Raw genomic sequence first — 25,819 nt, 5'->3', positions numbered from 1 at the left:
CATCCATGGTCTTTGGGAGTGTCAGCGGCTCTTGGTCACGAACAGGCCTTGCGGCTTGAACAGCAGGATGAGGATGACCACGGCAAACAGAACAGTGCGGCCATACACATCATTGAGCCAGGTGGCGACGAAGCTCTGAACCTCGCCGAGTATTCCGGCCGCGGCGAAGGTACCCAGCAACTGGCCCACGCCTCCGGCGACCACCACGAGGAAGGCGTCGACGACATAGGACGTTCCCATGTCCGGCGACACCGTCTTGAACCCGGAGACGAGAACGCCTGCTACACCCGCAAGGCCGCAGCCATAGGCGAAGGCGAGGGCATTGACCTTCTTGTCGTTGACGCCGCAGGCGGCAGCCGTGTTCCTGGCTACCGATACGGCTCTTAGCTGGCTACCAAATCGCGTGCGGTAAAGGAGCCACCAGGTCGCGGCCCCAAGCAGGACGGCAACCCCGAAGACAAAGGCCCGATAGACGGGGATATTAGCTCCCAGCAGATGCCAAGTCTGCTGCAGCTCGACCGGTACCGGGACATTTTGCAGGTCCGCTCCGAGCCCATCGATCTTGATGCCGAACAGGGCCAACCCGAAATGGATGCGGACGAGTTGCTGAAGAATGAGGGCGATGCCCCAGGTCGCCAGCAGAGTATCAAGCAGACGTCCGTAGAGACGGCTGACGACCGAACGTTCGATCGCCAGGCCGAACATCGCCGTGACGAAGAACGCCAAGGGCAGGCACAGATAGATATTCAAGCCCAGATGACGGGTCGCCAATACGGTAACGTAGGCACCGATCATCACCATTTCGCCATGGGCGAGATTGATGACTTTCATGGTTCCGTAAATAATCGCAAGACCGAGCGCGACCATGAACAGGATCGACCCGATACTCAGCCCGATGACGAAGGTTTCCATCTCAAACCCGATCGCAAGTGGCCGGTGGCCGTGCAGCGCCTGCAACGGCCTGGAGTCCGACCGATAACGCGTTAGAGCGATGCGCCGCTCGTGGTGCAGAGACGCTTCTCCGCGCTTTCCCCGACGCTGGAATAGGGGAGCGGCAGCAGCGGTTCGGGATATTGATCGACGATGTCGAGCAATCCATCGGCTCGTGTCTTGCCGATGCGGGGCGTCAGGTAGCTGTGGAGGTTTTGCGGGTCGATCGTGACCTTGCCTTGCGGGGCGTCGAAGGACATCCCGCCGACGGCCGAAACCACCCCTTTGGCCGAAAATTCACCGGCTTTTTCAGCCGCCATCGCCCACATGTGAACGCCGATATAGACAGCCTCCATGGCGGCATGGGTTACGGCATCGGCGCCGGCATAGGCCTTGAACGCCTTCACGAAAACCTGGTTCTGCGGCGTTTCGACAGTCTGGAAATAGGGCAGTGATACGTAGCTGCCGAGGGCATATTCCGGCCCCATGGCCTTGATCTCGACTTCGGTCGTGGTCGAGGAGCACAAAGGCAATTTGTCGAAACTATAGCCCTGGTTGCGCAACTCGCGATAGAAAGCGACGATTGAATCTCCGACGACATTGGAAAAGATCACGTCCGCCCCGCTCGATCCGATCTTGGACACCATCGATGCCCATTCGGTGTGACCGAGCGGAAGATATTCATCGCCGACCACTTCCATGCCGATCTTCTGGCATATGGTTTTCGAAGTCTTGGCCATGCCCCGAGGAAAGGCATAGTCGGAACCGACGATGAAGAGCTTGTTGCGTCCGAGCGTCTTCTTCAGCCATGGCAGCGAATTCTCGAGCTGCTGATTTGGGACCGCGGATCCGGCATAGAGCACGTTCTTGGAGCACTCCTCTCCCTCGTACCAGGTCGGCCATACCAGCAGGCTTTTGCGACGCTCGACCACGGGCAGAACCGCCTTGCGGCTGGCGGTGGTGTAGCAACCGAAGATGACGGGCACCTGGTCTTCCATCACCAGCTTGCGTGCTTTTTCGCTGTAGGTGCGCGGCTCGGAAGCAGGATCTTCGATCACCGGGCGCAATTGCTTGCCGAGCACGCCTCCTTTGGCATTGATCTCCGCAATTGCCATCTGGGCACATTGATTCATCGATTTCTCGACGATCGCCGTCGTACCGGTGAGCGAATACATGATGCCGACCGGCACTTCTTCGGCTGCCCAGGCGCGATCGCCCAGACGCAGGATGGCCGGTGCCGCCAGTCCCATAGCCGCAGATCCGCTTGCCTTGAGAAAGGCACGCCTTGTCTTGTCGTTCATTACCCCTCCTCGGCGCCTCGATGGGCGCGTCCTTGTCTTCGAGCCGCCCCTCGCGGCCGTGCAGGATCATTCGGAAGTCTCGCGGGCGCGCCGAGCACGCCCTGACCATTGCGGTCCAGCCTCTCCAATCTCGGCGGGAGGCTGCCGTCGAAAGACGATGAACTGGGTTCCTTCTTTTCGATGTGGGTCCTGCCGCCTGGGCGCGCACAAGCCCCAGGCGACAAGGTCTGGACAAAGATTTTCGGATAGAGAGTAAAAGCATTGCCTCGCATGCGCCGGCTCGCGCATGCTCAGTGTCGCCGATATTGCAGGATAGGAGGCCAACAGCCTTGTCGGCCCAATCAAAACAAAAAACCCGCCAACTCCGAACAGGAGTTTGCGGGCTGCACAGCCAAATGGCGCGGACTACACTGTCCATCGCCGAGATTGACGCCGTTTCACCGGACGTCAACTAAGTTTCATACTAGGCACGACTTTCCTTGAACGTCAAGAGCTCATAAGCATTGATAATTGCGGTAGCGACATCGTCCATCGCCACGCGTTTGCCCATCGCCTGTTTGCGTATGCTTTCATAGGCTTCCGGCTCGCTGAGCCCCTGCGTTTCCATGAGGATGGTCTTGGCTCTCAAGATCCGGTTGTTGCCGGCGAGTTTGCGTTCGAGCTTGCGGATGCGCTTGGCCGCGCTTTGGCGCTCCATCCAGAGCGAACGGGCGATGATCAGGTTTGTGAGCAATCCGAAGGGACGAATGGGCCTCTCGATCACGGCCAGTGCCCCACACTCCAGCACCACTTGCAGCGTGCTCGGATCCTCGAACGAGACGACGGCCAGGACGGCGGGGTCCGAAGGTTCGACAGGCCTGAAAAGGCGCAGAATCTTGTCCCGGTTTTCCTGCTCGATGGAGACCAGGACCACGACGGCGGTCGCACTCACGGCCTGTGGCAGCGGCCATGTCGTTTCACAGCTGCAGCCGATACGGCGCAGATGTTCGACCAGCGCCACGCCCTGGGCATCGGGCGGATGTATGACCTGCACACGCAGGCCTTTGAGATCCTTGAGCAGATGGGCTGTCATCGCCTGCTCCCATCAGGCCTTGCGACGCGCGCGAGTCAGGCCGCTTGCCCAGCCGTCATGCGCCGCCGTGACGAAATAAGGGTCCGGCCTTACCCGTGTCTCCGACTCCCAGATGACGTCGAATTTGCCTTGCGGATTGAGCCTGCCGATACGGGCCCACAGCTCCGTATGATGGTTGTCGGGGTCAATACGAATCCGCCCCTGCGGTGCGTCGAATTCCAAGCCCGCCAAGTGGCGCACAAGGGCGTCGGGATTGTCGGTCCCTGCCCGTTCAAGCGCCGCTGCGTAGAGATATGTCTGAAAATACGCGGCTTCCGCGCTGGCTGTCACAGGCGCCCCCTCGCCGAAACGCTGTTTGAAAGCCGCGACGAAACGCCTGGCGGCAGGCGTGTCCAAGGTCTCGAAAAACGAGGCAGCCGTCAGGTGGCCTGCAGCCAATCCCGCCGGCATCAGGGCCACCTCGGCCTCGGTCGTCGCCAAGCTGGCAATGGGCATCGAATTGGGGTCGAAGCCCGCCTCACGATAGGCCTGATAGAGGAGCACCGCTCCCGTGCCAACGACGTTGGACACCAGCACGTCCGGCTTGAGCTCTCTTATACGTTTGATGACTTTGTCGAAGTCCTTCCGAACCGCTTCGACCGGAACATAAATCTCATCCAGAATTGTTCCATCGGCCAAGGTAACCAGATCGCTTACGACGCGATTATATTCATATGGAAAAACATAATTTGAGCCAACCAGCAGAAATCTCTTGCCGTAATTCTCGATCAGATACTGCGCCAATTGGACAGCATTCTGATTTGACGATGAACCCGTGTAGAAGCAATTGTTGGAATATTCAAATCCTTCATAAAATGTAGGATAGAACAACAATCCGCGATAGGCCTCGATCTCCGGAAGAACGGCCTTTCGGGCCGTCGACATATAGCAACCAAAGATGGCCTGGATGCGATCTTCGGTCAGGAGCCGAACGGCCAGTTCGCGATATCGACGCGCGGAACATTCCGGATCGTAGAATGTCGGCGCAATTCTTCGCCCAAGCACGCCTCCCGCAGCGTTGATTTCTTCGGTGGCCAGGAGCGTCGCATTTGCTTCGGCTATTTCCGCGGCAGCTGTTACGCCGCTCTTGGAAAATAGAACGCCGATTTTCCAATCGTCATTGGTCACAACTATCACCTGAGAACGGAGCACAGACAGGAATACGCCTGTCGGGCCGGTCGACAAAGGCGAGAGCGGGAAACGCCACTGTTTCTCCGGCTATAGGAGTATACTCGCACGGTGGCGAGCGCAATGCGTCACCAGCCCGGGACGGCATAGAGGGGTGGTGTTGCGAACCTCTCGGTAAGCGGCGTGCGACACTGGAGTGTCATCCGTCCTATGAACTGGGTTTCATGTGCAAAGCCAGCTATTTCGACGGTTCGGTAATCCCACTTCGTGTGCGCTGGTACCTAGAGCGCATCTTGGATCCGGCTCCAGAGCATGTGCGGACGTTATCGGAGCCCGATCCACCTGTGGCGCGAAGCTTGGCGATCATTTCCTCATTATTGGGCAGGGTCACTCGACTTCGATGTCGGGATATTTTCTTTCGAACAGCGAGATTACCCCGTCCGAGGCATAGCCGCCCTCCCATGTGCGCAGCTTCTCCGCCTTGGCGCCGGCGACCACAACGGTCGTCGCCAACAGGGTAGCCATCACCAGTTCTGAAATCCGGTGCATGAACATCTTTCCCCTCCCCGATGAGAAGACCATCGAGGAAGAAGGCTGCGATAGCGGGCAGCGCCATTCCCGAAAGTTTGGGTATCCACCTTGGAACGCCGCGGCGCGCCTCGCTCAGACTTTCTGTTCCTTGCCGCGCTGCACGAGAATACTGAGCAGCGCCAGCAGGCCCGACCCGACCATCAGGAAGACGGAGACGGCATTCAGAACCGGCGTGGATCCCACCTTGACCATGCGATCATACATGGTGATCGTCAGCGGCGCGTCGGACCCCACCAGCATCAAGGTGGTGTTGAAATTCTCGAACGAGACGAGAAAGGCCACGACGAAGGCGGAGAACAAGGCCGGCGCCAGATAGGGCAAGGTGACGGTACGGAGCACCCGCAGGCGCGATGCGCCCAGATTGAGCGCCGCCTCCTCCAGGGCCACGTCGAATTTGCGCAGGCGCGCCGCTATCACCAGCGAGGTGATGGTGACCAGGAAGGAGAACTGGCCGAGCACGACGAGGAAAGTGCCGGGTCGCAGAAAATCCCATTCCAGGCCGAGCCCATCCTCCAAACCATTGGCGATGGCGCTTGCAAACACCAGGATGGAGATGCCCAGGATCACGCCCGGAATGACCAGCGGCACGATCATCAGCACATAAAGCAGGCTCTTGCCCGGGAACTGCTTGCGTTCGAACAGGAAGGCATTGCAGGTGCCGACCACGACCGACAGGGCCGATACGACCAGGCCGATATAGAGCGAGTTCCACAGGCCTTCCATCAGCCGGCGATCATGAAACATGCCGAGCTTCGGACCGCTGGTGCCGAAGAACCATTCCAGCGTGAACCCTTTCCAGGGCAGTGCCGGAAAGATCGAATCGTTGAAGGCGAAGATGGCGGCGGCGGCCAGGGGCGCGGCGAGGTAGAGGAAAAAGGCGAGCATGTAGCCGCCATAGATCCAGCGCAGGAGAAGAGACTGAGGAGCGGCAACGTTCATGGGCTCAATCCTTCGCCACCGTGGAGGCCAGGCTCTGGCCGGTCAGCCGGAGCCCCAGCCACACGACCAGGGACGTGAACGCCAGGAGAAGCACGCCGAATGTGGCGCCGGACTCCCAGTTGTAACGGGTCACGAACTGCTCGTAGATCTGCTCGGTGAACCACATGCTGTTCTTGCCGCCAAGCAGGATCGGTGTCAGGTAGCTTCCAGCCGTCAGCATGAAGACGATGATGCAGCCGGCGACGATGCCGGGCATGGCATAGGGCACGACGATGCGGCGAAACACGGTGAAACGGCTGCCGCCCAGATTGTAGCCGGCCTCGATCAGCGAATTGTCCATGCCGTCCAGGGTCGAGACCAGGGGGACGATCATGAACAGCACGACGGTGTAGACAAGGCCGATCACCACGGTGACATCGTTGTAGAGCAATTCGATCGGGCCGCTGGCAAAGCCGATATATTGCAGCAGGGCGGAGATCAGTCCGGTCTCGCGCAGGAGCACGATCCAGCCGAAGGCACGCACGAGGTCGCTGACCCAGAGCGGGATCAGGCACATCAGGAACAGGGCCGCGCGCGAACGCTGTCTGGCGATCTTGGCGATGTAATAGGCGACCGGGAAACCGACGATCAGGGCCAGGACCGTGACCAGGACCGACATCCAGGCCGTGCGCAACAGGGTGTTCCAGTAGACAGGCTCGCGCAGGAAATCGACGTAATTGGCGAAGCCGAAGGCATATTCGCCCGGCCCCAGCTTTTCGCGCAGGGACAGATAGCCGATGCCCAGTTGCGGCAGGACGATGAGCAACACCATCCACAGCGCAAACGGCGTGAACAAGAGGATCAGCGACAATTTGCCGGCGTCGGAACGGGGCATCGCGCCTACCCCGCCAGGCTGAAGCAGAGGCAGTGATCCCTCCGCCAGGAAATGTCGGTCCTGTCGCCCGGCTTGACGGGCGAGGAGCCGTCCATCACGGCATGGCCGACTTCGACGAGACCACCCCCGTCCAGGCGCACCAGCACACGGCTGTTGGCGCCATTGAACAACAGACTGTCGACGACGCCGCCCAGCCGGTTGCCGTCCTGATTCTCTCCCAAGGCGATGGTCTCGGGACGAACGAAGACCTCGACCTTCGCGCCGGCGGCGACCTTGCCGTCTCGCGCGACGGCAAAGATTTCGCCCCCTTCATCGAGCTCGACGCGAGCCTGGCCCTTGCTGAAGGCGGTCACCCGGCCCGGCCAGCGATTGGTATCGCCTACGAAGCCGGCGACGAAGCCGCTCCTGGGATTGTTGTAGAGCTCCTGCGGCGAGCCGATCTGCTCAAACCGACCTGCATTCATCACGGCCACATTGTCCGACATCACCAGCGCTTCGGACTGGTCGTGCGTGATATAGAGGAAGGTCGTGTTGAACTGGTGTTGCAACTGCTTCAGTTCGATCTTCATCCGCTCACGCAGCTTGAGGTCGAGCGCACCGAGCGGTTCGTCCAGCAGCAGCACATCGGGCTCCAGCACCATGCAGCGCGCAATCGCGATGCGCTGTTTTTGGCCGCCGGACAATTGCGAGACCTGCTTTTCGGCAACGCCCGGCAGGCCGATGCGCTCCAGCACCGAGGCGACCTTGCGGCCAATGTCAGCCTTGTTCTCGCCGCGGCAGCGCAAGCCATAGGCAATATTCTCGCCGACATTCATCATCGGGAACAGGGCCAGATGCTGAAAGACCATCTTGACGCTTCGCTTGTTCGGCGGCGCCGAGAGGACCGACTTGCCCTTGATGCGAATGTCGCCGCTGGACGGCGCCTCGAACCCGGCGATCATCCGCATGAGCGTGGTCTTGCCGCAGCCGGACGGCCCCAGGATCGAAAAGAACGAGCCCCGCGGCACTTCAAACGAAACATCGTTGACCGCAACATACCGGCCGAACTTCTTGGTCAGGCTCTCGCATTCAAGATCGTGCATGGAAGCTCGTGAAATTAGGCTGAATGGCTGGTCCGCAGGGATCCCAGCCCACGCGAACCGTTCATTGTCGTGGGCCGTGAAGACAGGCCTTGGAGCAAGGTGCGATTTCCTCCAATCGCACCTTGCTCGCAGCTCTTTGTCTTGACGCATTTTTCCATTCGAAAAGTCCACCGACTTTTCTGGAAAGTACGTCAGTTGGAGGCGGCCGCCTTGATGCGTTCCAGCGCTTTGCCTTCCAGATCTTCCAGACCCGCCGGGATATTGGCGAAGAACTTCAGATTGGCCAGCGCCTTGTCGTCGAAGGCCACTTTTACGGCTGCCTTCTTGTCATCCGGCAGGAGATCGACGCCACCCTTTACCGCGGAGATCGCACCGGTCGAGTCCGACATCAGCTTGACGATATCGGGACGCAGGACGAAGTTGATCCACTTGTAGGCGGCTTCGTCGGCCTTGCCCTTGCGCGGAATGGCGAAGGTGTCGATCCAGGCCAGAGCGCCGGTCTGCGGCGGCACATAGACCAGGTTCTTGTTCTGGCCGTAGAGCTTGAAGGCCGTCGAATCCCAGGCTTCCGAAGCCACGACCTCACCCGACAGCAGCAGCGTCGACAGATCGTCACCGCCGTTCCAGTAGGTCTTCACATTGGCCTTGCAGGCGATCATCTTCTCGGTCACCTCATCCAGCATCTTCTGGTAGGCAACCTTGTCGCCATAGAGAGCGAATGGATCCTTGCCGAGCGAAAAGGCCATGCCGAGCAGGATCGTGCGCCTCAGCCGCATCGAGGTCCGCCCCTTGTACTGCGGATCGCACAGGTCGCCCCAGCCCTTGATACCGGGAGCCTTCGAGGCGTCGACCACCAGGCCGGAGGTGCCCCACTGATGGGGAACGGCATAGACCTTGCCGTCGATCGTGGCATTGGTCTTCACCGCTTCGAGCAGGTTGTCCTGCATGGCGGCGGTGTCGATCTTCGACAAATCGAGAGGCTTGTAGATGTTGTATTCCTGCTGCGCCGCAAAGATGCGGTCATGGCTGGGCTGGGCGAGATCGAAACCCGCACCGCCGGTTGCCCGCAGCTTGGCGATGATTTCCTCATTGTTGGAAAGCGTCACCTCGACATCGATGTCCGGATATTCCTTCTCGAACAACTGAATGACATTGTCGGGCGCATAGCCGCCCCATGTCAGTATCCGCAGCGTTTCGGCATTCGCCGCATTCGAGACGACGATGGCCGCGGTGGCGCCGACCAGCATTCCGATCAGTTTTTTCAAGATCACGGTTCCCTCTCAGAATAGATAGGCGGCCGATCGAGCTGTCAGCCTGCCTCCCTGCACGACTATGAAAGGCCTGGCTACGGCAGATAAGGTCCACTCTCAATCAATGATGAGGCCGCTTGGCGGCTCGACGGTCAGACCCGCAGCGTCACGGTTTTGGTCCGGGTATAGGCGGAAAGCGCAAGGAGCCCCTTTTCCCGGCCGATGCCGGAACGGCGATTGCCGCCGAAGGGCGTTTCAATGCCACCTGCGAAATATTCGTTCACGAAGACCTGGCCGGCATCGACATCCCTGGCGATGCGCTGCGCCTTGGCAAGGTCACGGGTGAACAGGCCGGCGACCAGGGCATAGTCCGTGCAATTGGCCGCCGCGATCGCCTCCTCGACACCGTCGACCACCTGCACGGCCAGGACAGGGCCGAAGATCTCTTCCTGGATGATCGGATCGTGCCAATCGGCGCCGTCCACGATGGTCGGCTCGAAGAACCAGCCCTTGCCGGTCGCCGGATCCACGGTCACCTTGCCGCCGGTGACGATCTCGAGGCCCCGTGCCCTGGCTCCCTCGAGATAGGACGCGATCTTGCCCAGGTGCTCGGCCGAATTGATGGCGCCGAAATCGACGCCTTCGCTCAGGCCATGGCCGATCTTGAGGCGGCGGGCACGCTCGACCAGCCTCTCGATGAACTGGGCGTGGATCGAGCGCTCGATCACCAGCCGCGAACCGGCCGAGCAGATCTGTCCGGCATTTTCGAAGATCGCACCGACGACATTGTCGAGCGCCAGCTCGATATCGGCATCCGCCAGGATGATATTGGGCGATTTGCCGCCGAGTTCGAGCGTGACGGAAGCAATGTTCTGGGCCGCCGCCTTCATCACGTTGATGCCTGTGACGGTCGAGCCCGTGAAGGTGACGTGCCTGACATCGGGATGCGAAACCAGCGGAGCGCCGGCCGCGATGCCGGTGCCGGTCACGACATTGCAGGCCCCTTGGGGCAGACCGGCCTGGACCAGGATCTCGGCCAGCAGCAGCGCCGTCATCGGCGTCTGTTCCGCCGGCTTCACCACGGCGGTGCAGCCGGCGGCCAGGGCCGGCGCAATCGAACGGCAGGTGGTCGACAAGGGATAGTTCCACGGCACGATATGGGCGGTGACGCCGACCGGCTCCTCGATCGAATAGGAGGTGTAGTCCGGCCCCAGCGGATAGGCCCTGCCCTCATGTTTGTCGGCTGCGCCGGCATAATATTCAAAGGCGCGCGCGGAACCGCGTACGTCGCCGCGGGCCTCGGCCAGCGTCTTGCCGCTGTCCAGCACCTCCGCGACGGCGAGGCGCTCGATATTCTCCCGGATCAGGCTAGCCGCGCGCATCAGCACACGCCCACGCTCGGCCGGCGTCGCCCTGCCCCATTCGCCGGCCAGAGCCTGCTTGGCGGATGCGACGGCGTCGGCGACATCCTCGGCCGTTCCCGCCGCAAATCGCGCATGCGGCTCCGCGCAGCCGGGATCGAAGCTTTCCATCGCCTGTCCCGATGCCGCCTGGCGCCAGCCGCCATGGATGAAATGCTTGGAGGGCAGCGGTGCGCAATCCTCGGCAACGATCGTGGATGTCTTGGTCATCACGCCACCTCGCTGACATGGTAGCTCGACCGGGCGAGCCATTCGGGGTCGATTTCCACCCCCCAGCCCGGTTCGCTCGAAACCGTCACCATGCCATCTTCGACCGCATAGGGCGATTTGACGAAGAGGCCTTCCTGCCAAGGATAATAGTCCGCCCCCTCGATCGAGAACTCCAGATATTTGCCCGCCCCCTCGATGGCGCGCAGCAAATGCATGGTGAACAGCGTCACGAGCCCGAGATTGGCGCTGTGCGGCGTCACCGGCAGCCCTGCGGCTCTCGCCATGGCGCAGACACGCAGGGTACGGCTGATGCCACCGAGATAGAGGATGTCGGGCTGCACGATGTCGACGGCCCGCATCTCGATCATGTGCCGCCAGGTCGGGATCTCGCAATCCTGCTCGCCACCGGTCACGGCGATGTCAAGCGCTTCGGTCACTTCCCTGGTCTGCTCAAGCTCCCAATAGAGGCAGGGCTCTTCGAAATGCTCGATGCCATTGTCCTTGAGCAAGGCTCCGACCTCGATCGCCCGCCTGGGCGAGAAGCCACTATTGGCATCGACCAGCAGGGACGCCTTGTCGCCGAGCGCCTTGCGGATAGCAGGAACGATCTCCTCCGTACGCCCCGGCCATTCGTCGATATCATGGCCATATTCGGCGGCGATGCGGAATTTAAAGGCGTCGAAGCCGAACTGATCCTGCAGGCGCTTGAAGCGGTCGGCTTCCGCCATCGGCGTGATGTCGCGTTTCATGGAGGAGGCGTAGGCGCGCAGCTTGCCCGGTGTCCCACCCAACAGGGTGCAGACGGGCAATCCGGCCACCTTTCCACGCAGGTCCCAGATCGCGGTGTCCAGGCCGCCAAGCGCCCGCTTCATATAGGAACCGGGAAATTTGTGTTCGCGCTCGATCACCCTGTCGGTAAGCGCATCGATATCGTCGAATTCGACACCGAGGACATAGGGCGCAACCTGCCGGTGCAACACGGTCGAGGTGATGTCGGAATTGTAGGTCGAAACCTGGCCCAGTCCCTGGGATCCGTCCTCGGCCGTGATGCGCACGAAGCCGATGAATTGGGTGGAGAATGTCTCGATGCGTTTGATCTTCAAGTCCGCTCTTCCCGAAAATGCAAGGCAGTGCAATCGAGTTTGGCCTACCAAAGCAGTCCATAGGTCATAAGGTCCACTTTCGAAAAACCAGAAAGCCGGTTATGGCGGATCGGCGGACCAATGATTCACGGTGGCCGAGGCGAGACCGCCTGCGGCCTTTCCGGGAAGTCGTGAAGCAAACGCGATTGAGTATATTCATCGCGCTATGCCGCGAACTCGCTGTTCAACCGTCGGGAAGCGCAGATAATGGTGAAGAGGTCCTCGGGTGAATTGTTGTTTTCGATCACCGTCGATCGCGCCTTGGACAAATCCATAACCACCCAAGTCTATAATGCGATCCGCCAGTTGATCACATCGGGCCACTTGCCTGCCGGCAAGCGCCTGCCGTCGAGCCGGACGCTGGCAAAGGAGCTGGCGATATCACGCACCACCGCGATGACGGTGTTCGAGCGCCTGACCTCGGAAGGCCTGATCGTCTCGCGTACCGGATCGGGTTCCTACGTGTCGGATCTTGCCGAAACCAGGAAGCCGGAACAGGCCCTGGTGGTTCAACCTCCCGGCCCGGTTTCCGCCAAGCTCGCCGACATTATTGCCGACGCCTCGCCGCGTTTCTTTCAGCGGCTGTCTCATCCGCACCGCGTACGCGCCTTCGTGACCGGACTGCCGGACTATGCCTCGTTCCCAATGGCGGTCTGGGCGCGCCTGACCGCGAAGCACTGGCGCGAGCCGCGTGAAGATATCATGGGCTATTCGGACGCCAACGGCCATCCGCGCCTGCGCCTGGCGATCGCGGAGCACCTGCGTGCCAATCGCGACCTTTCATGCGATGTCGACCAGATCTTCATCGTGAACGGTGCTCAGCAGGCCTTCGACCTGATCGGCCGTGTCCTTCTCAATCCGGGCGACCGGGTATGGTTCGAGAATCCCGGCGCCATTGGTGCGCGCAACAGCCTGGTCGCATGCGGCGCCTCGATCGTCCCCGTACCCGTCGACCGGGAGGGGCTCTCCGTCGAGGCCGGTCTCGATCTGGCTCCGGACTTTCGCCTCGCCTTCGTCACACCCTCACACCAGCACCCGACGGGGGTGGAAATGAGCCTGGCGCGGCGAGCCGAACTGCTCGCTGTGGCCAACCGGAACGACGCCTGGATCATCGAAGACGACTATGACGGGGAATTTCGCTACGATGGCCGGCCGTTGCCGACCTTGAAAAGCGGTGATGCCGGTGAACGCGTCATCTATGTCGGCACATTCTCCAAAACGATGTTCCCTGCCTTGCGGCTCGGCTTCTACATCGTACCCAAACCTTTGGTGCCGGTCTTCCAGCGCATCAGCGGCGCGTTCCTCCAGGGCGTGCCCTCCAGCATCCAGGCCGTTCTGGCCGCCTTCATCGATGAAGGGCATTTCGCCACCCATCTGCGCCGCATGCGCGAGATCTATGCCGGCCGCCATGCCGTCTTCCACGAAGCGACCGCGACGCATCTTGCGGGACTGCTGCAGACGAACCGCTCCGTTGCCGGATTTCACGCGGTTGGCCGATTTGCATCACCGGCGATGCAGGACGAGAAAGTTGCGGCAGATGCCGATGCAGTCGGCCTGCTGGTCTCCCCCATCAGCCGGTTCTGCATCAATCAGATGCACGATCGGGGCGGGCTGGTTCTCGGCGTGAGCGCGATCGACGAACGGGCCATCGCCAAGGGCGTGGAGGTGCTGGCCCAAGTTCTGGAGAAGCAGCCGATGTAAGGCGATCGATGGGGTCGCTAGGTGTTGTCCCGCAGGATCATCGCCGCGGCTTTCTCAGCCATCATCATCGTCGGCGCGTTGACCGGGCAGCTTCGGACCTTGCGGCACCGGAAACCCAGCAGTTATCCGGTATCGCTCCACTGCGGCAGATCAGCCTTTTTTATTTCACTTCCAGCAACTGTCTGGCAAGAGAGCGTCATGAAAATCACGACGATAACTGCCCTCCTTGTCTGCAGCCTCGTTCCGGGCGGCCTGGGCGGCTGCGCGAGCACCGGCCATCCCGTATCCGCGGATGCATCGCATCTTTCAGGTGAACGTTATCCGGTGCGCCTCATCAACCGCGCCCGCTTTCCGGCCGATTTCGTCGTCGCAGATGTGAACTATCCTTCCAGCGAAGCTCGCGGCACCATCATTGTCGATACCAGGGCCAGCAAGCTCTTTCTGATCGAAGGCGATGGCAAGGCGCGGCGCTATGCCATCGCTGTCGGCAAGGCGGGCTATGCCTGGAAGGGCGTGGCCGGCATTCAGCGCAAAACTGAATGGCCATTTTGGTATCCTACCGACGAGATGCTCGCCCAGGCACCCGGCATGCCCGGCACCATCCCGCCAGGGCCCGACAATCCGCTCGGCGCTCGAGCCCTGTATCTCTATGCCAATGGCAAGGATACGCTCTACCGCATCCACGGCACCAGCGAACCCTGGACCATCGGCACCAAGGCCTCTTCCGGCTGCATTCGGATGTTCAATGAGGACGTCATTGATCTCTACGCCCGTACCGGCATCGGCGCCAAGGTGATCGTCGAATAAAGCCGGAGCGGCGCGGGTTGAAATAGACGTCCAGCCCACCGCGACGAAAGCCGGAGCGTTATGCAACTCGCGGGTGACTTCGTACGCATGCGGAACGCCGCAGCAAGCCTGCTATGTGCCCGGCCTCGTACGGTCACTCGCCCTTTCGGCACTTGATTCCTGAATATTCTTTCAAACCTGCATCGGGATCCGCCTATGGATCGATCGCGGATGAGGCGCCAGTGAAGCAATTCACTCGCGCCTCTGAACTTATCTTTTCCGGGGCAGGTGGAAGGCCTGCCTACCAGTTATAGCGTATGCCGAGCGTGCCCTTGACGGTATAGTTGTCGCCGGCGCCCGAGGAGAGGGCGGTGGCATAGTCGGCCTCTCCATAAGCGCTCCAGGCATCGTTCCAGGCATAAGTGCCGCCCAGCCCGACCTCACCCCACAATCTCTTGTTCTGCTGTTTCACCGAGACGTTGGCTACGTCGATCTTGGTGCCATTCAAGAACTGATAGGAAAGGTTGCCGATACCATAAACCTGGAGGCGGTCGGTCTTATTGTTGGCGTTCTGCCAGCTCGAGAGATGCTCGATCCTGACGCCGATACGACCCTGCAGCGAGTTGCCCTCGCCCAATTCTTGCCTGGCACCGTTGACGTCGGTGAATTTTTCGAAATCGACGCTCGAATAGGCAAGCTGCGCCTGCGGCACCAGCGCCCAGCCGGAACCGAGATCCATGCGCTTGCCGGCCTCGATGCTGGCCGCGCCAGACCATCCCTGGTTATTGCCACCCGGCTTGTTGGACAGGCTCGAATCGTACCAGGTGAATTGGGCGATGGCATCGGCATAGAAGCCATTATTGCCGAGCCAGGTCAGATTGGCGCCGATGCCGTAGCCCGTCGTCGTGATCTTGCCCTTGGCGCGCGCCGCGAGCGTTGCGGGGTCACGGGTGATGTCGATGTCGGCGCGCGCGGTGCCGATGGTGCCATAGGCACCGAGCGTCATCGTTCCCGTGGCGGACTCGTAAACAGCGCCCTCATAACCGGCTTGCATGAAGCCGAGGCTTTGCGTGTAGGATGAGCCGACCTTCGGATCAAAAGACGAATATTGTCCGCCGATACGCCCCCAGGCACCCTGGCCATAGATCACCGGGCCGCCATTGGCATAAACGCCGGCCTGCTCGCCGCTGACTTTGCATTTGAAGTTCTGGGCCGGGTCCTTGCACCAGATTGTTTCCGGAGGAGCGCCGTTCGGCCAGACCCGGTTTCCGGTGCGCTGCTGCAGCGTACCCAGCGTTGCGAAGCTGTAATCGCTCAGGATCTGCGCATAGGGCAAAACGGTCTGCGTCGACTCGTTCAGGCCGACATTGCGCAGGAACCAGTTCTGATCCGTCTCGACATTGGGGGCGACGCCACCTCTGAACAGATTGTAATCATAGGCGCCCGCGGCAACGGCTCTGGTGAGATGAAAGGCGTCGGTACTCGTCGTTCCGCCATTTATCACGTGCACGACCTCGATGCCGTCATGGATGGTCGCCGCGCCGGGGCCGCCATTGTTGACGATGGTCAGGGCCGTCGAGCCCGTCGCCGTGCCGCCATCGATCACGATCTGGTCCGACGGCGAGCCATCGCTGCCCAGATAGGTATTCAGGACAACCGTGCCGATTGCGCCCCCTGTGCCTCCGACGAAATTCGAAGTCGTCAACGTCTTGTAGGCGCCCCCCGAAGGCGGCGTGAAGACGATCAACCCGGTATTGTTGGTGGTGCTGGTCGCGGTGCTGTTGACCGTGGAGCTGGCCGTCATGTTCCAGGTGCTGTTGGCATCGACGGTCATGTTGTCGGCATTGATGGCAACGCCGGTCAGGACGCTGGACTTCAGCGTTGCATTGGCCCTGGCGCCGACCTCTCCCACGACGTTGCCGGTCATCGCCATGTTGGTGAAATTGCCGCTGGTGGTGCCGCCGACGGCATGCACCAGGATGCCGCTGCCCGTCGTGGGGGCGACGCCGGTCAGATTGGCGACGACATTGCCGGCCGTTCCGGTGATCAGGTCCCCGGTCGCGCTCAGGGAGCCGCCCGTCATCGTCACCGTGCCATCGCCGGTGCCCAGAATGCCCGACGAGCCGGTCCCGTTGGCCGTCACGGCGGTGCCGGTTGTGTTGATCTGGCCGCCACCGTTGACGGAAAGGCCCGAAGCGGCCTGCGTGGTAACGGTCGAGGCTGTCAGCTTGACATTGCTGTCCGCTCCTTCCGATAGCGCGCCGAAGGCTCCGGTTCCGCTGGTCTTGACTGTGGCATTCGTGGCGTCGACGACACCACCCTGCATCGCGTGCAGGCCCATGGCGTTGACACCCGAAGTGGTGACTGCCGTGCCGCCGTTCGCACTGCTCGTCAGTGTGACCGTGCTGCCGGGACCGGTCGCCCGGACACCATCGGCGGTGAAATTGGCGGTCGGGGCGCCTTTGGTCGTGATGGTGCCGCCAGCAACCGTGGCGGTGCCGCCGCCACTCGCCGCGACACCGATGGCGCCGTCACCGGTGGTTGTGAGTTTATTGTCTGTGATCGTGAGCGTGCTGCCAGCCCCGATCGCCTCCGCGCCGTTGGCTTCCCTGCCAATCTCACTCGCCAAGTAGTGGCCGCCGGAGGTGTCGAACCCTGGCTTATACCCTGTGGTGATCTCGCCGCCGGTTACACTCATCGCACCGCCGCCCGTGGCACGGACACCGGCACTGGACGGGCCGGTCGTCCGGACGATGGCATTGCTAATGGCTACCTCGCTGGCCGTTCCGTTACCGTCCGTCCCATCCGCAACCGCGCCGGTCGAGCCGGTTTCATAGGTGAAAATGCCATAGCCCTTGAAATCGATAAAAGCCCCGCCCTGAGCCACTGCACCGGCGCTGGCCGCGCCATAGGTGGTCACGCTACCGCCCTGGTCAATCGTGATCTGGCTGCCGGTCCCCTGGGCGAGGAGAGCCACGGAATTGCTGATGAGCGTGTTATGAAATTTGCCGGTTACGACCGCGCCGCCATGGATGGTGGCTGTTCCCCCGTCGGCAACCAACATCCCGGTACTGTTGTTGCCATAGGTGTTGATGTAAGTGTTGTTTGTGACGATGCTGCTGCCGACGCCCGCAACGGAGGCACCCACTGTGTCATCGACGTCGTAGTAGTTCAAAAATCCACTCAGATTGTTGAGGGTCATCTGGCCGCCCGACTCGACAACGAAGGCGGAACTGCCCGTGCCATAGGTCAAGATGCTGGATTTCTGGGGATCGATACCGGTTATCTCGACCTTGCCGCCGTTGGCAGCATAGGCGCCATATGCATTGTCGCCGTTTGTGACCAGGATTTGTTGCCCGGTATTCGGTGGCAGCGTCACGCCGCTATAGTCAACATTCACGTCGCTGCCAGTTCCGGTTGCGTAGATGGCGTGGCTGCCGGCGCCCGATGTGGTGACGAGTACCCCATTTCCGTTGATATGGCCGCCGCCATCGGCATAGAGGCCGTGACTGCCCGCTTCAGTCGTATTGACAATGGCGGTGTTGTACCCCCCGCTGCCATCCGGCGCGCCGTTCAAATTGATCGTTCCGCCGCCGCTCGCGTGGGCGCCGGAGCCAGTACCGCTCGCGTCTAATTCAACGACGTTTCCCGTATAGGTACCGGTGCCCGAGGCGCTGACTACGTCGGTGGCGTCATTGCTCACTCGGGTTGGAATGCCTGGCGTGCCCGAATCCGTGCAACTACCCGAGGAAATGCTCACAGGCGCATCCGGTGCCGGTACGCATTGCGCCTGGGCCTGGGATGGCATTGCGGTCGCCGCCAATACTGTCGCGAACAACACGCTCCCTATGGATAGCGCTCGGGGACTACACCCTTGAAGCAAGTGGCGAAGCACCGATGTGCGTCCCACCATCGGCGCCGATCCGCCCCCCCGTGCCCTGCTTGTCATGTTTACACTTGCCCCTTGGATTTCCTGAACGTCAGACAGAAAAGAACACTCAAATACTCGCTTACGCTGCTTTCATTGGTAGCATACTGCCTAACTATAATACGCCATTTGTGAAATGAATTTCCCTATTGTTTGTATTTTTTTCGAAAACGATGCAATCATGCAACAATTTCTTTATGCAAAAGCGAATTTAAGTGTCATTTAGTGACAGTATGTGTCATCCTAAGATTGCCTAATATGTGAATCACTGGAACTTGGACGATAATTTTTATCCTAGCGGCCATCTTCGAATGAAAATTCCCGAATGAAATATATAATCTAATTAATTTTAGAATTAACGTAGAAATATTGATATTGAAAATAATATTTTCTAATTCTGGATACAATAACATCAATATATATTAATAAACTAAAATTAAAACAAACCATTGCAGAAATGACGTACCAGTTAAGCTTCGCATCAGGAGCGGCTAATCATATCGAGGACAATATTCTACCCAAGCCGCCTCCAGTGACCCTGGCCGCACTCAATGAACCGACATCGAGGAAGGGGAACCGGCCTCCTCGTTTGCGTGAACTGAACTGCGACAAGGTCCCAGGGATCAGGTGCCTGCTTCGACACGGCGGAATAGGCAGGATACCTTTCGGAATCCCGACAGCGTTGCCCGCTTGATCTCCCTCTGCACGAGCCGGAACGCGTATCCCTGAACTCCAGCCCATCCATTGGAGGGAGAGCAGGCGATGACCAGCCCGGCCAGCGCCGCTGCGGCGCCGGTCCGAGCGGAATATTGGCCATCGCGCCCCTCTCTCAGAAGGGCCACCTGACGCGACCCGCGTGGATTTCTTCGTGAGATCGCCCCGGGACCGACCGAGACAGTGATCTCGATTCCCCTTTTTCCGTCGCGCCCTGCCGGCGGACGCAAACGGATATGCTGCCGATCATCTGGATACCATCGTCATAGGTAGCGGCAACGGCACCCATGATCCGATCTCAACCACCCGCCTTCCGCCTCGTACGAAGCGCTGTAGCAGGGCGAGCGCGAAGAAGACCCGTGGGATGTCACGACACCGAAGGATTGACCCCAACCCGAGAGAACATCACCGGCACAGAGAAGCGGTTGCGCGCCTTGACGCAAATGCATCAAGGCCGAGCAGATGGCTGGAGTTTCCTGCGCGTCTGATCCGTTTAGGAACTCGCTGCCTAATTTCGACATAGAGCAAGAAATCAGAATTTATAGCTGACGCCGAGGGTCGCGGTGGTCTGATCCCATCCAGACTTCACAGATCCCAGCGGCGTATCATATGTTTTTTTACCAAAATCGGTGTAGCGCACTTCCGCGCGACCGATCCAATTCTCGGCAAATGCGTATTCGACACCCGCACCGGCAGTCCAACCGATATGAATCTCGCTTGAGCTTCCGCGAATGCGCCGCAAATACCAATTGTTGTCAATGACAAGCAGTTTATAGCCGGTTGTCGAAAGTTCGGCAGAACCGGTGGCGATGCCGCCTGTCGCATAGATAAGCAGATTATCGAATGCGTAACCCGCACGAAGGCGGGCCGAGGCCTGCCACTTGCTGTCGAGTGAGAGGCTTCCCGTCCCTACCGATCCGTTGAATATATGGCGCCCCTTGATATCGGAATAATCAACGTCACCCTCGATGCCGAGGACAAATTGGTTGATCTGATAGTTGTAACCGGCATGAGCGCCGCCCACGAAGCCGTCAACGTTGAATTTGTCGGCCATAATCGACCCGACGTTGGTCACATTGACGCCGCCGATTATTATGACGCCGCCGCCGATGGTCCCCCCACCGCCGGTGGGGGCCCCACCGCCGAAATAACGGCTTTGATTGTCGTTCTCGCTACCCCAGCCATAGCCGGCATGAATACCGACGTAAGGACCGGACCAATCATAGGCCATAACGGGGGGACGGGGAGACGGCTGGGCGGGCGAAAGATCCGCAGCGAAAACGGAAGTGGCTGTCGACGCCAGCAAGACGGCAAAGATTGCACTGGTATGATACACGGAACGCATCGAAATCCCCCAAAAAATCGCCTTTTACTCTTATGCATTTATCTGAAATTTTGCTGTGATATATGTGCAACATTGCAGTAAAATTTAGTATGAACTGACTATACAGATCTCTATTTTGACGTTTACTTTCACACGCATACACATGATGTCACTATATGACATGAAGTTATTTTTGCTTTAGGCGGCATTTACCAGGATGGAGGCGGCCGCGAGGGCGATGATGGCTTGGAAGTTTCGCCCTATTCCGGCTGCCAGATCCGAGCTGTTGAAGAGAGCCCCCAAACAGGGCGACTGGTATCGCTCACATGCCGGATGAGAGGATTTTTGAGATGATGCAGAGTGGCTTGTTGGGAAGGAGCGTTCGATTACGCGCCACTTGGTGAAGCCGGCGATGCTGGACGCGCTCGCAGTGAGCGAGCCTGGAAAACATCTGGCTCCACACAGCATCATCGGAGGGAATGACTTCTGGCAGACGGGCAAAGTTGAGAATGAAGCCGCAGGTGCCCATCGGGCACTCCTGCCATCAACTTTCCTGCAATTCGGAGGTACTTTTTAATTACAGAAAGCAGGCTTGTTTTTTCCTATTCGGCGAAAGTGAAACCCTGCCCGCGGATTGCGTGCAAGGGCAGGATCATGTTGGACTTTTTCGCTCTCCGCCGCAGGCGGCTTACGATGGTGTCGAGATGGGCATAGTTGAAATCATAGACGTCAGCACCCATGGCTTCGACAAGTGCACTCCGCTCGACAGTGTTGCCGCGCTTCCTGAACAGACACCCCAAGAGGTACTGCTCGGAGACGGTCAAGCGCAGGCGGTGGCCCAGGCCGTCAATGATTGTCCACCCTCCTTCCACCAACGCCCATTGCGGGATTTGAGGAGGAGGCGGCACCTTGCGATGCCTGTTGACGCGATTGTGGACCGCCATCACGGTAGCGGCCAGTTCCCGAACATCGACGGGCTTGACGAGATAGGCATCTGCACCCTTCTCCAGGCCGGCAACTCGGTCGTCGATAGACCCCCGCGCCGTAGCCATGACGATCCCGATCGGTTGCGATGCTCGCAAATGGGCCGCTACGGACAGGCCGTCTTCGCCCTTCAGACCAATGTCGAGGACAACAATTCCGGATGGCATGGCAGCATAGGCCCGGTACAGGGCCGCAGCGCTGCCAAATCCATGTACGTTCAAGCCCAGTCTGGATAGGCCGAATACCATCTCTTCGCGAAAATCCTCATCGTCATCAACAAGATAAACGAGAGGAGCGCTCGCAATATCGCCTCGCTTGGTCTCCTCCACGGACATCTATCCACCTTCCATACGACACCCCACGCCTCCGTTCGAACGGCACGCAGTTGAAAGAAACCGGGCAAATTTGCAGGAAAGCTCTTCACGTCCTTGATAGTTCACACCACCCGCTCGCCCTGCCCGCCGGTCTGGGGATGGTTGGGTAATAGGGCCGCCCGCGGCCCGCCTCTCGCTGCGCCCGAACAGATTGCGGTCGGGGCCTGCGGAAATAGCTGCCGGTCTGTCAGTTGTCTTTGAATGGGGGCGACATACGGATTTTCCATTGCGGGATTGCAGAATTCGATCAGCGCGACCGCGGGACGAGCTTAATTCCACGTTTCACTGTTATGCCCAGGGGCGAAGCACTGGCGCATCGGATGTTCATCCGATAGACGTCGTTTTTGGTTGAGAATCCGTCGCAGCGTTGTAATGATGCAACAGTTGTTTTAGCTGGCGCCTAGCCAACAACGATTCTTCTCTCTCACTGCTATGCTATGCTGAACTCCACAGACTCCTTTGAAGCTCGGGCCTCTGAAGTAGAAGACCTCCCCTCCATCGACGAGATATCGGCGCTCATCGGCACGATTTACGATTGCGCTCTCGACCCAGGCCTCTGGGAGTCGATGCTGGCTGGCATCAAAGAAATGTTGCGCGCCCACAATGCCTCGCTGACCATGATCGATCTGGTCGGCGGCAGGGCCTCGCTCATCAAGACGATCGGGATCGACCCCTATTGGCTGGAGCGCTTTCAGCTCTATGGGGAAGAGATGGCATCCTGGGAGCGCCTACCGGCCCTCCGCGACATGCCCATCGACGAACCACAGGTGTTTTCGCGCCATCTCACCGCGGAGATCCAGTCGCAATCACCGATGCTTAAGGAATGGGGCGAGCCACAGGGCATCGTGGATTCGATTGGGTTGACATTGATCAACAGCCCGACCCGGCAAGCCCATCTCGGCCTCAACCGCCACAGGGATGCCGGCATCTATACCGACCGCGAGGTAACGATAGGACGAATATTGGTGCCGCATATCAGGCGCGCTGTAACGATCAGCGATCTTCTGGATATGAAAACCGTGGAGCAGCAGGCTCTCGGAGCAACACTCGACAGCGTGACCGCCGGCATCGTTATCGTTGCGAGCGAAGGGCGCATCATGCACGCTAATGAAACGGCGCAGCGCATGCTCGATGCGGGATCGCCGATCCTGTCTTCCGGCGGATGTCTGGCCACCGTCGACTCTCGCATAACTGAAGAACTGCGCAAGGCCATTGCGATGGCCCAGGAAGACGAAACGCAACTTCCGGAGGCAGGGTTGGGTGTGCCTCTCGGCAAGGCCGACGGGGTCGCAGCCATCGCTCATATCCTGCCACTCGCCCGCGGCCAGCGCAGAACAAGGCTCGTGCCCCAGGCAACGGCTGCCGTCTTCGTCGCACTCGACGCAACCCCGCTGCCGACCGACCTCGGAGCTGTCGCCCGCATGTTCGGATTGACGCCCGCCGAGATACGTCAGCTCGAGCAATTGATAGCGGGGGCGACACTCCGCAAGGCGGCGGCAGCGCTACAAGTCAGCGAGGCGACAGCCCGGACACATCGCGAGCACATCTTTGCCAAGATGGGTGTATCGCGACAGAGTGATCTCGTTGCGCTTGTCAGGCGCCTCGTCCCACCGGTCCGCCGGCCCAACGGCCGATAACATCAAGGGGAAAGCAGAGCGCCCGCCCATGCGCGGTGACGCTCTTTGTCGATGGCCTTTTGGCCATCATTTCCTTCAGATCCCGCAAACTCAACCCGTAGGCCAGATACCAACGTACGCAAGGCAGGAGCACCGGTCGGTCGAAATGACGGCCTTTCAACCTCGTGAAATACGCTTCTCAGATGAAGGCGCTCTCATATGAGGTCTTACATTCCCAGAAAATCTAAAAAACAATCAATTTTATTTGAAAAATCCTCGCAATATCTATGTATTTTAGATTCTTATTCTCCGTTTTTATTGATAAATATATTTACATTCTAAAATGTATACGATTTTTTTAAAATTAAAGTTTACATAATGGAGATACACACGCTCTCTACTCGGGAAAAGTAAACCCAAGCCCGCGAATAGCATGCAAGGGCAGAAGCATGTTGGATTTTCTCGCCCTCCGGCGCAGGCGACTTACGATGGTATCAAGGTGGGCATAGTTGAAGTTGTAGGCATCCTCGCCCATGATTGCGGCGAGCACGCTGCGCTCGACGGTGTTGCCGCGCTCCTTGAACAAACATCCCAAGAGGCGCTGCTCGGAGACGGTCAGGCGCAGGCGGTTGCCCAGGCCGTCAATGATTGCCCAGCCCCCTTCCACCAGAGCCCATTGCGGGGCTTGAGGGGGAGCCGGCGCCTCGCGGTACCAGTTGACGCGATTGTGGACTGCCACAATCGTGGCGGCCAGTTCCCGAACATCGATGGGCTTCACCAGATAGACATCCGCACCCTTCTCAAGGCCGGCAACCCGGTCGTCGACAGCCCCTCGGGCCGTAGCCATGATGATCCCGATCGGCTGCGATGCCCGCAAATGGGCCGCTATGGACAGGCCGTCTTCGCCCTCCAGGCCAATGTCGAGGACAACGATTTCAGGGGGCATGACGGCATAGGCCCGGTACAGGGCCGCGGCGCTGTCAAATCCATATGCGTTCAAGCCCAGTCTGGACAGGCCCGACACTATTTCTTCGCGGAAATCCTCATCGTCATCGACAAGATAAACGAGAGTAGCGCTCGCGACGTCACCCTGATTAGTCTCTCTTGCGAACATCAACGCCCCCGGATGTTGTAATTCTTTAGGATTCTCGTTATGAATACGCTCTACGTTTGCCACAGGATTCCGGCGATATTCTCGCTTCATTACTCGACGAGGATTTATTACATTCATGACACTCTGATTGTCTTGATGTCTTCCAAAAGCGCCGCTTATTTTTAGTGCTGCTGATACGACGAACGTTCGCGCCACCAATCCTGCGTCTGCAGTTTCCAATAGGTGAGTTGCGCAACCGACAAGCCCGCCAGACCGCCGGCCCAAACCAGACCGAAAGGCGCGAACAGCATGTACCGATCGGATTGCCCGAGGATGGCTTCCGCGATGACCTTGCCGCCAATTGCCGTGGTGTTCAGGCCGTGGCCGCCAAATGCGGTGCAATACCAGACCCCCGCCTGCAATCGGCCGATCTGAGGCATGAGATGCCTCGCATAGGACATCAGCCCCGACCAGGACGTTTCAATTCCGAGATCGGCAAGTTGCGGATAGGTATTGGTCATCTCACGACGCAACTGGGTCGCCAATGCAGCGGGTGAAGCAACCCTGGTGGTGATCCGGCCGCCCCATAACAAGCGCTTTCCACCGTCCACGACGCGGTAGTAATCACCGGCTCGCCTGCTATCGAGAACTGCATCCGTCGTCGTTATCGCGTTAGCAATGAGGTCCGGCTGCTCTTCGGAAAGCATCACATAGGTGGCAATCGGCAGATAGGCGCGCTTCAACTGTGGAACCAGTTCCGTTGTGTAGCCCCCGGTCGCGATCACGACATGCCGCGCCTTGACCTGGCCGTTGACGGTGCGAAGTGTTTTTTCTGGCCCAGACAGGTCGGCGGATATTGCACTGCTGGGTTCGAACACCTTCCCGCCTAGGCGCTCGATTTCTCGAGCGATCGCGCGCAGATAGTTCAACGGGTGCATATGAAAGGCCCGTGGGTCGCGCAAAGCCTGAAAATAGCGATTCGAACGAAGAGCACTTCGCACTTCATCCGGCTGCATATATTCGACGGAATAGTCGAACTCCCGTTGGAGCTGTTCGGCCTGGGCCCTCAATTCATCGCCATTTTCATGGCGCGAAACGCTCATTATTCCATGGATGGGGGCGGCCGAGGCGATGCGTTGCGCCTCCAATACGGACACGGACTGCCCACTGCGCGCCAACTGTAGCGCGACGGTCAGGCCGGCAAGTCCTCCGCCAACGATGCAGGTATCGCACTCGACGCTCTCACGCAGAGCAGGAAATGGCAGGTCCTCAGTGAGAGTTTACCTATAGAATGTGTCGATATAACCCATTTTCCAGGCC

20 protein-coding genes and 2 pseudogenes are annotated in these 25,819 nt (G+C 59.5%); 3 read left to right on the top strand and 19 right to left on the bottom strand.

Annotated features, from left to right (window positions below):
* Positions 1 to 21: 21 nt before the first annotated feature.
* From urtB to U1R88_RS27710, 11 genes are all read right to left on the bottom strand, one after another.
* Entirely contained in the window at positions 22 to 912 is an 891-nt protein-coding gene (gene urtB, locus U1R88_RS27760; protein ID WP_209434363.1) for an urea ABC transporter permease subunit UrtB, read from the bottom strand.
* Between the two features lie 71 nt (positions 913 to 983).
* Positions 984 to 2,231, bottom strand: a complete 1,248-nt coding sequence (locus U1R88_RS27755) for a transporter substrate-binding domain-containing protein (RefSeq protein ID WP_322434175.1) — start codon at positions 2,229 to 2,231, stop codon at positions 984 to 986.
* A gap of 463 nt (positions 2,232 to 2,694) precedes the next feature.
* Complete coding sequence (locus U1R88_RS27750) at positions 2,695 to 3,303, bottom strand: ANTAR domain-containing response regulator (protein ID WP_068290287.1); 609 nt, start codon at positions 3,301 to 3,303, stop codon at positions 2,695 to 2,697.
* Positions 3,304 to 3,315: 12 nt separating this feature from the next.
* A complete protein-coding gene (locus tag U1R88_RS27745; RefSeq protein WP_322434174.1) occupies positions 3,316 to 4,470 on the bottom strand; it encodes a transporter substrate-binding domain-containing protein in 1,155 nt (384 codons plus the stop codon).
* Between the two features lie 387 nt (positions 4,471 to 4,857).
* Positions 4,858 to 5,019, bottom strand: coding sequence for a hypothetical protein (locus U1R88_RS27740; RefSeq protein ID WP_322434173.1), 162 nt, complete (start codon positions 5,017 to 5,019; stop codon positions 4,858 to 4,860).
* A 114-nt stretch (positions 5,020 to 5,133) separates the two neighbouring features.
* A complete protein-coding gene (locus tag U1R88_RS27735) occupies positions 5,134 to 6,000 on the bottom strand; it encodes an ABC transporter permease (protein ID WP_068290288.1) in 867 nt (288 codons plus the stop codon).
* Between the two features lie 4 nt (positions 6,001 to 6,004).
* On the bottom strand, positions 6,005 to 6,874 hold the full coding sequence (locus U1R88_RS27730) for an ABC transporter permease (protein WP_322434172.1): 870 nt from the start codon (positions 6,872 to 6,874) through the stop codon (positions 6,005 to 6,007).
* Between the two features lie 5 nt (positions 6,875 to 6,879).
* A complete protein-coding gene (locus tag U1R88_RS27725; RefSeq protein ID WP_322434171.1) occupies positions 6,880 to 7,956 on the bottom strand; it encodes an ABC transporter ATP-binding protein in 1,077 nt (358 codons plus the stop codon).
* A 191-nt stretch (positions 7,957 to 8,147) separates the two neighbouring features.
* Positions 8,148 to 9,221 (bottom strand): extracellular solute-binding protein, encoded by a 1,074-nt coding sequence (locus tag U1R88_RS27720; RefSeq protein WP_322434170.1) that lies wholly within the window; start codon positions 9,219 to 9,221, stop codon positions 8,148 to 8,150.
* Positions 9,222 to 9,358: 137 nt separating this feature from the next.
* Entirely contained in the window at positions 9,359 to 10,837 is a 1,479-nt protein-coding gene (locus U1R88_RS27715) for an aldehyde dehydrogenase family protein (protein WP_322434169.1), read from the bottom strand.
* Positions 10,837 to 11,940 (bottom strand): mandelate racemase/muconate lactonizing enzyme family protein, encoded by a 1,104-nt coding sequence (locus U1R88_RS27710; RefSeq protein ID WP_322434168.1) that lies wholly within the window; start codon positions 11,938 to 11,940, stop codon positions 10,837 to 10,839. The genes U1R88_RS27715 and U1R88_RS27710 overlap by 1 nt, the downstream gene beginning before the upstream one ends.
* Before the next feature lie 246 nt (positions 11,941 to 12,186).
* On the opposite strand from U1R88_RS27710, the gene pdxR reads away from it, so the two are divergent.
* On the top strand, positions 12,187 to 13,680 hold the full coding sequence (pdxR, locus tag U1R88_RS27705; protein WP_322434167.1) for a MocR-like pyridoxine biosynthesis transcription factor PdxR: 1,494 nt from the start codon (positions 12,187 to 12,189) through the stop codon (positions 13,678 to 13,680).
* A gap of 24 nt (positions 13,681 to 13,704) precedes the next feature.
* Positions 13,705 to 14,487, top strand: a complete 783-nt coding sequence (locus U1R88_RS27700) for a L,D-transpeptidase (protein WP_322434166.1) — start codon at positions 13,705 to 13,707, stop codon at positions 14,485 to 14,487.
* A gap of 280 nt (positions 14,488 to 14,767) precedes the next feature.
* Here the strand turns inward: U1R88_RS27700 and U1R88_RS27695 are convergent, their stop codons facing one another.
* The 5 genes and pseudogenes from U1R88_RS27695 to U1R88_RS27675 all read right to left on the bottom strand — a co-directional run bounded on the left by U1R88_RS27695 (position 14,768) and on the right by U1R88_RS27675 (position 21,751).
* Complete coding sequence (locus tag U1R88_RS27695; protein ID WP_322434165.1) at positions 14,768 to 18,379, bottom strand: autotransporter outer membrane beta-barrel domain-containing protein; 3,612 nt, start codon at positions 18,377 to 18,379, stop codon at positions 14,768 to 14,770.
* A gap of 855 nt (positions 18,380 to 19,234) precedes the next feature.
* Positions 19,235 to 19,406: pseudogene (locus U1R88_RS27690) on the bottom strand (IS5/IS1182 family transposase); the annotation flags it as partial.
* A gap of 234 nt (positions 19,407 to 19,640) precedes the next feature.
* Positions 19,641 to 20,444, bottom strand: coding sequence for an outer membrane protein (locus U1R88_RS27685; RefSeq protein ID WP_322434164.1), 804 nt, complete (start codon positions 20,442 to 20,444; stop codon positions 19,641 to 19,643).
* Positions 20,445 to 20,754: 310 nt separating this feature from the next.
* Positions 20,755 to 20,961, bottom strand: coding sequence for a hypothetical protein (locus U1R88_RS27680; RefSeq protein WP_322434163.1), 207 nt, complete (start codon positions 20,959 to 20,961; stop codon positions 20,755 to 20,757).
* 73 nt (positions 20,962 to 21,034) lie between these two features.
* Complete coding sequence (locus tag U1R88_RS27675; protein ID WP_322434162.1) at positions 21,035 to 21,751, bottom strand: response regulator transcription factor; 717 nt, start codon at positions 21,749 to 21,751, stop codon at positions 21,035 to 21,037.
* 476 nt (positions 21,752 to 22,227) lie between these two features.
* Between U1R88_RS27675 and U1R88_RS27670 the strand changes: the two genes are divergently transcribed.
* On the top strand, positions 22,228 to 23,427 hold the full coding sequence (locus tag U1R88_RS27670) for a helix-turn-helix transcriptional regulator (protein ID WP_322434161.1): 1,200 nt from the start codon (positions 22,228 to 22,230) through the stop codon (positions 23,425 to 23,427).
* 55 nt (positions 23,428 to 23,482) lie between these two features.
* On the opposite strand, the pseudogene U1R88_RS27665 reads toward U1R88_RS27670, so the two are convergent.
* From U1R88_RS27665 to U1R88_RS27655, 3 genes and pseudogenes are all read right to left on the bottom strand, one after another.
* Positions 23,483 to 23,587, bottom strand: a pseudogene (locus U1R88_RS27665) (IS6 family transposase); the annotation flags it as partial.
* Between the two features lie 216 nt (positions 23,588 to 23,803).
* Positions 23,804 to 24,520 carry a response regulator transcription factor gene (locus tag U1R88_RS27660; RefSeq protein WP_322434160.1) on the bottom strand — a complete coding sequence of 239 codons (717 nt, stop codon included), beginning with the start codon at positions 24,518 to 24,520 and terminating at the stop codon, positions 23,804 to 23,806.
* Positions 24,521 to 24,681: 161 nt separating this feature from the next.
* Positions 24,682 to 25,764, bottom strand: a complete 1,083-nt coding sequence (locus U1R88_RS27655) for an NAD(P)/FAD-dependent oxidoreductase (RefSeq protein ID WP_322434192.1) — start codon at positions 25,762 to 25,764, stop codon at positions 24,682 to 24,684.
* Positions 25,765 to 25,819 lie beyond the last annotated feature (55 nt).

The sequence above is a fragment of the Labrys sedimenti genome (assembly GCF_034424805.1).
GTDB lineage: Bacteria > Pseudomonadota > Alphaproteobacteria > Rhizobiales > Labraceae > Labrys > Labrys sedimenti.
Note: the sequence above shows the minus strand (reverse complement) of the source record. Positions and strands in the feature narration are given on the sequence as shown.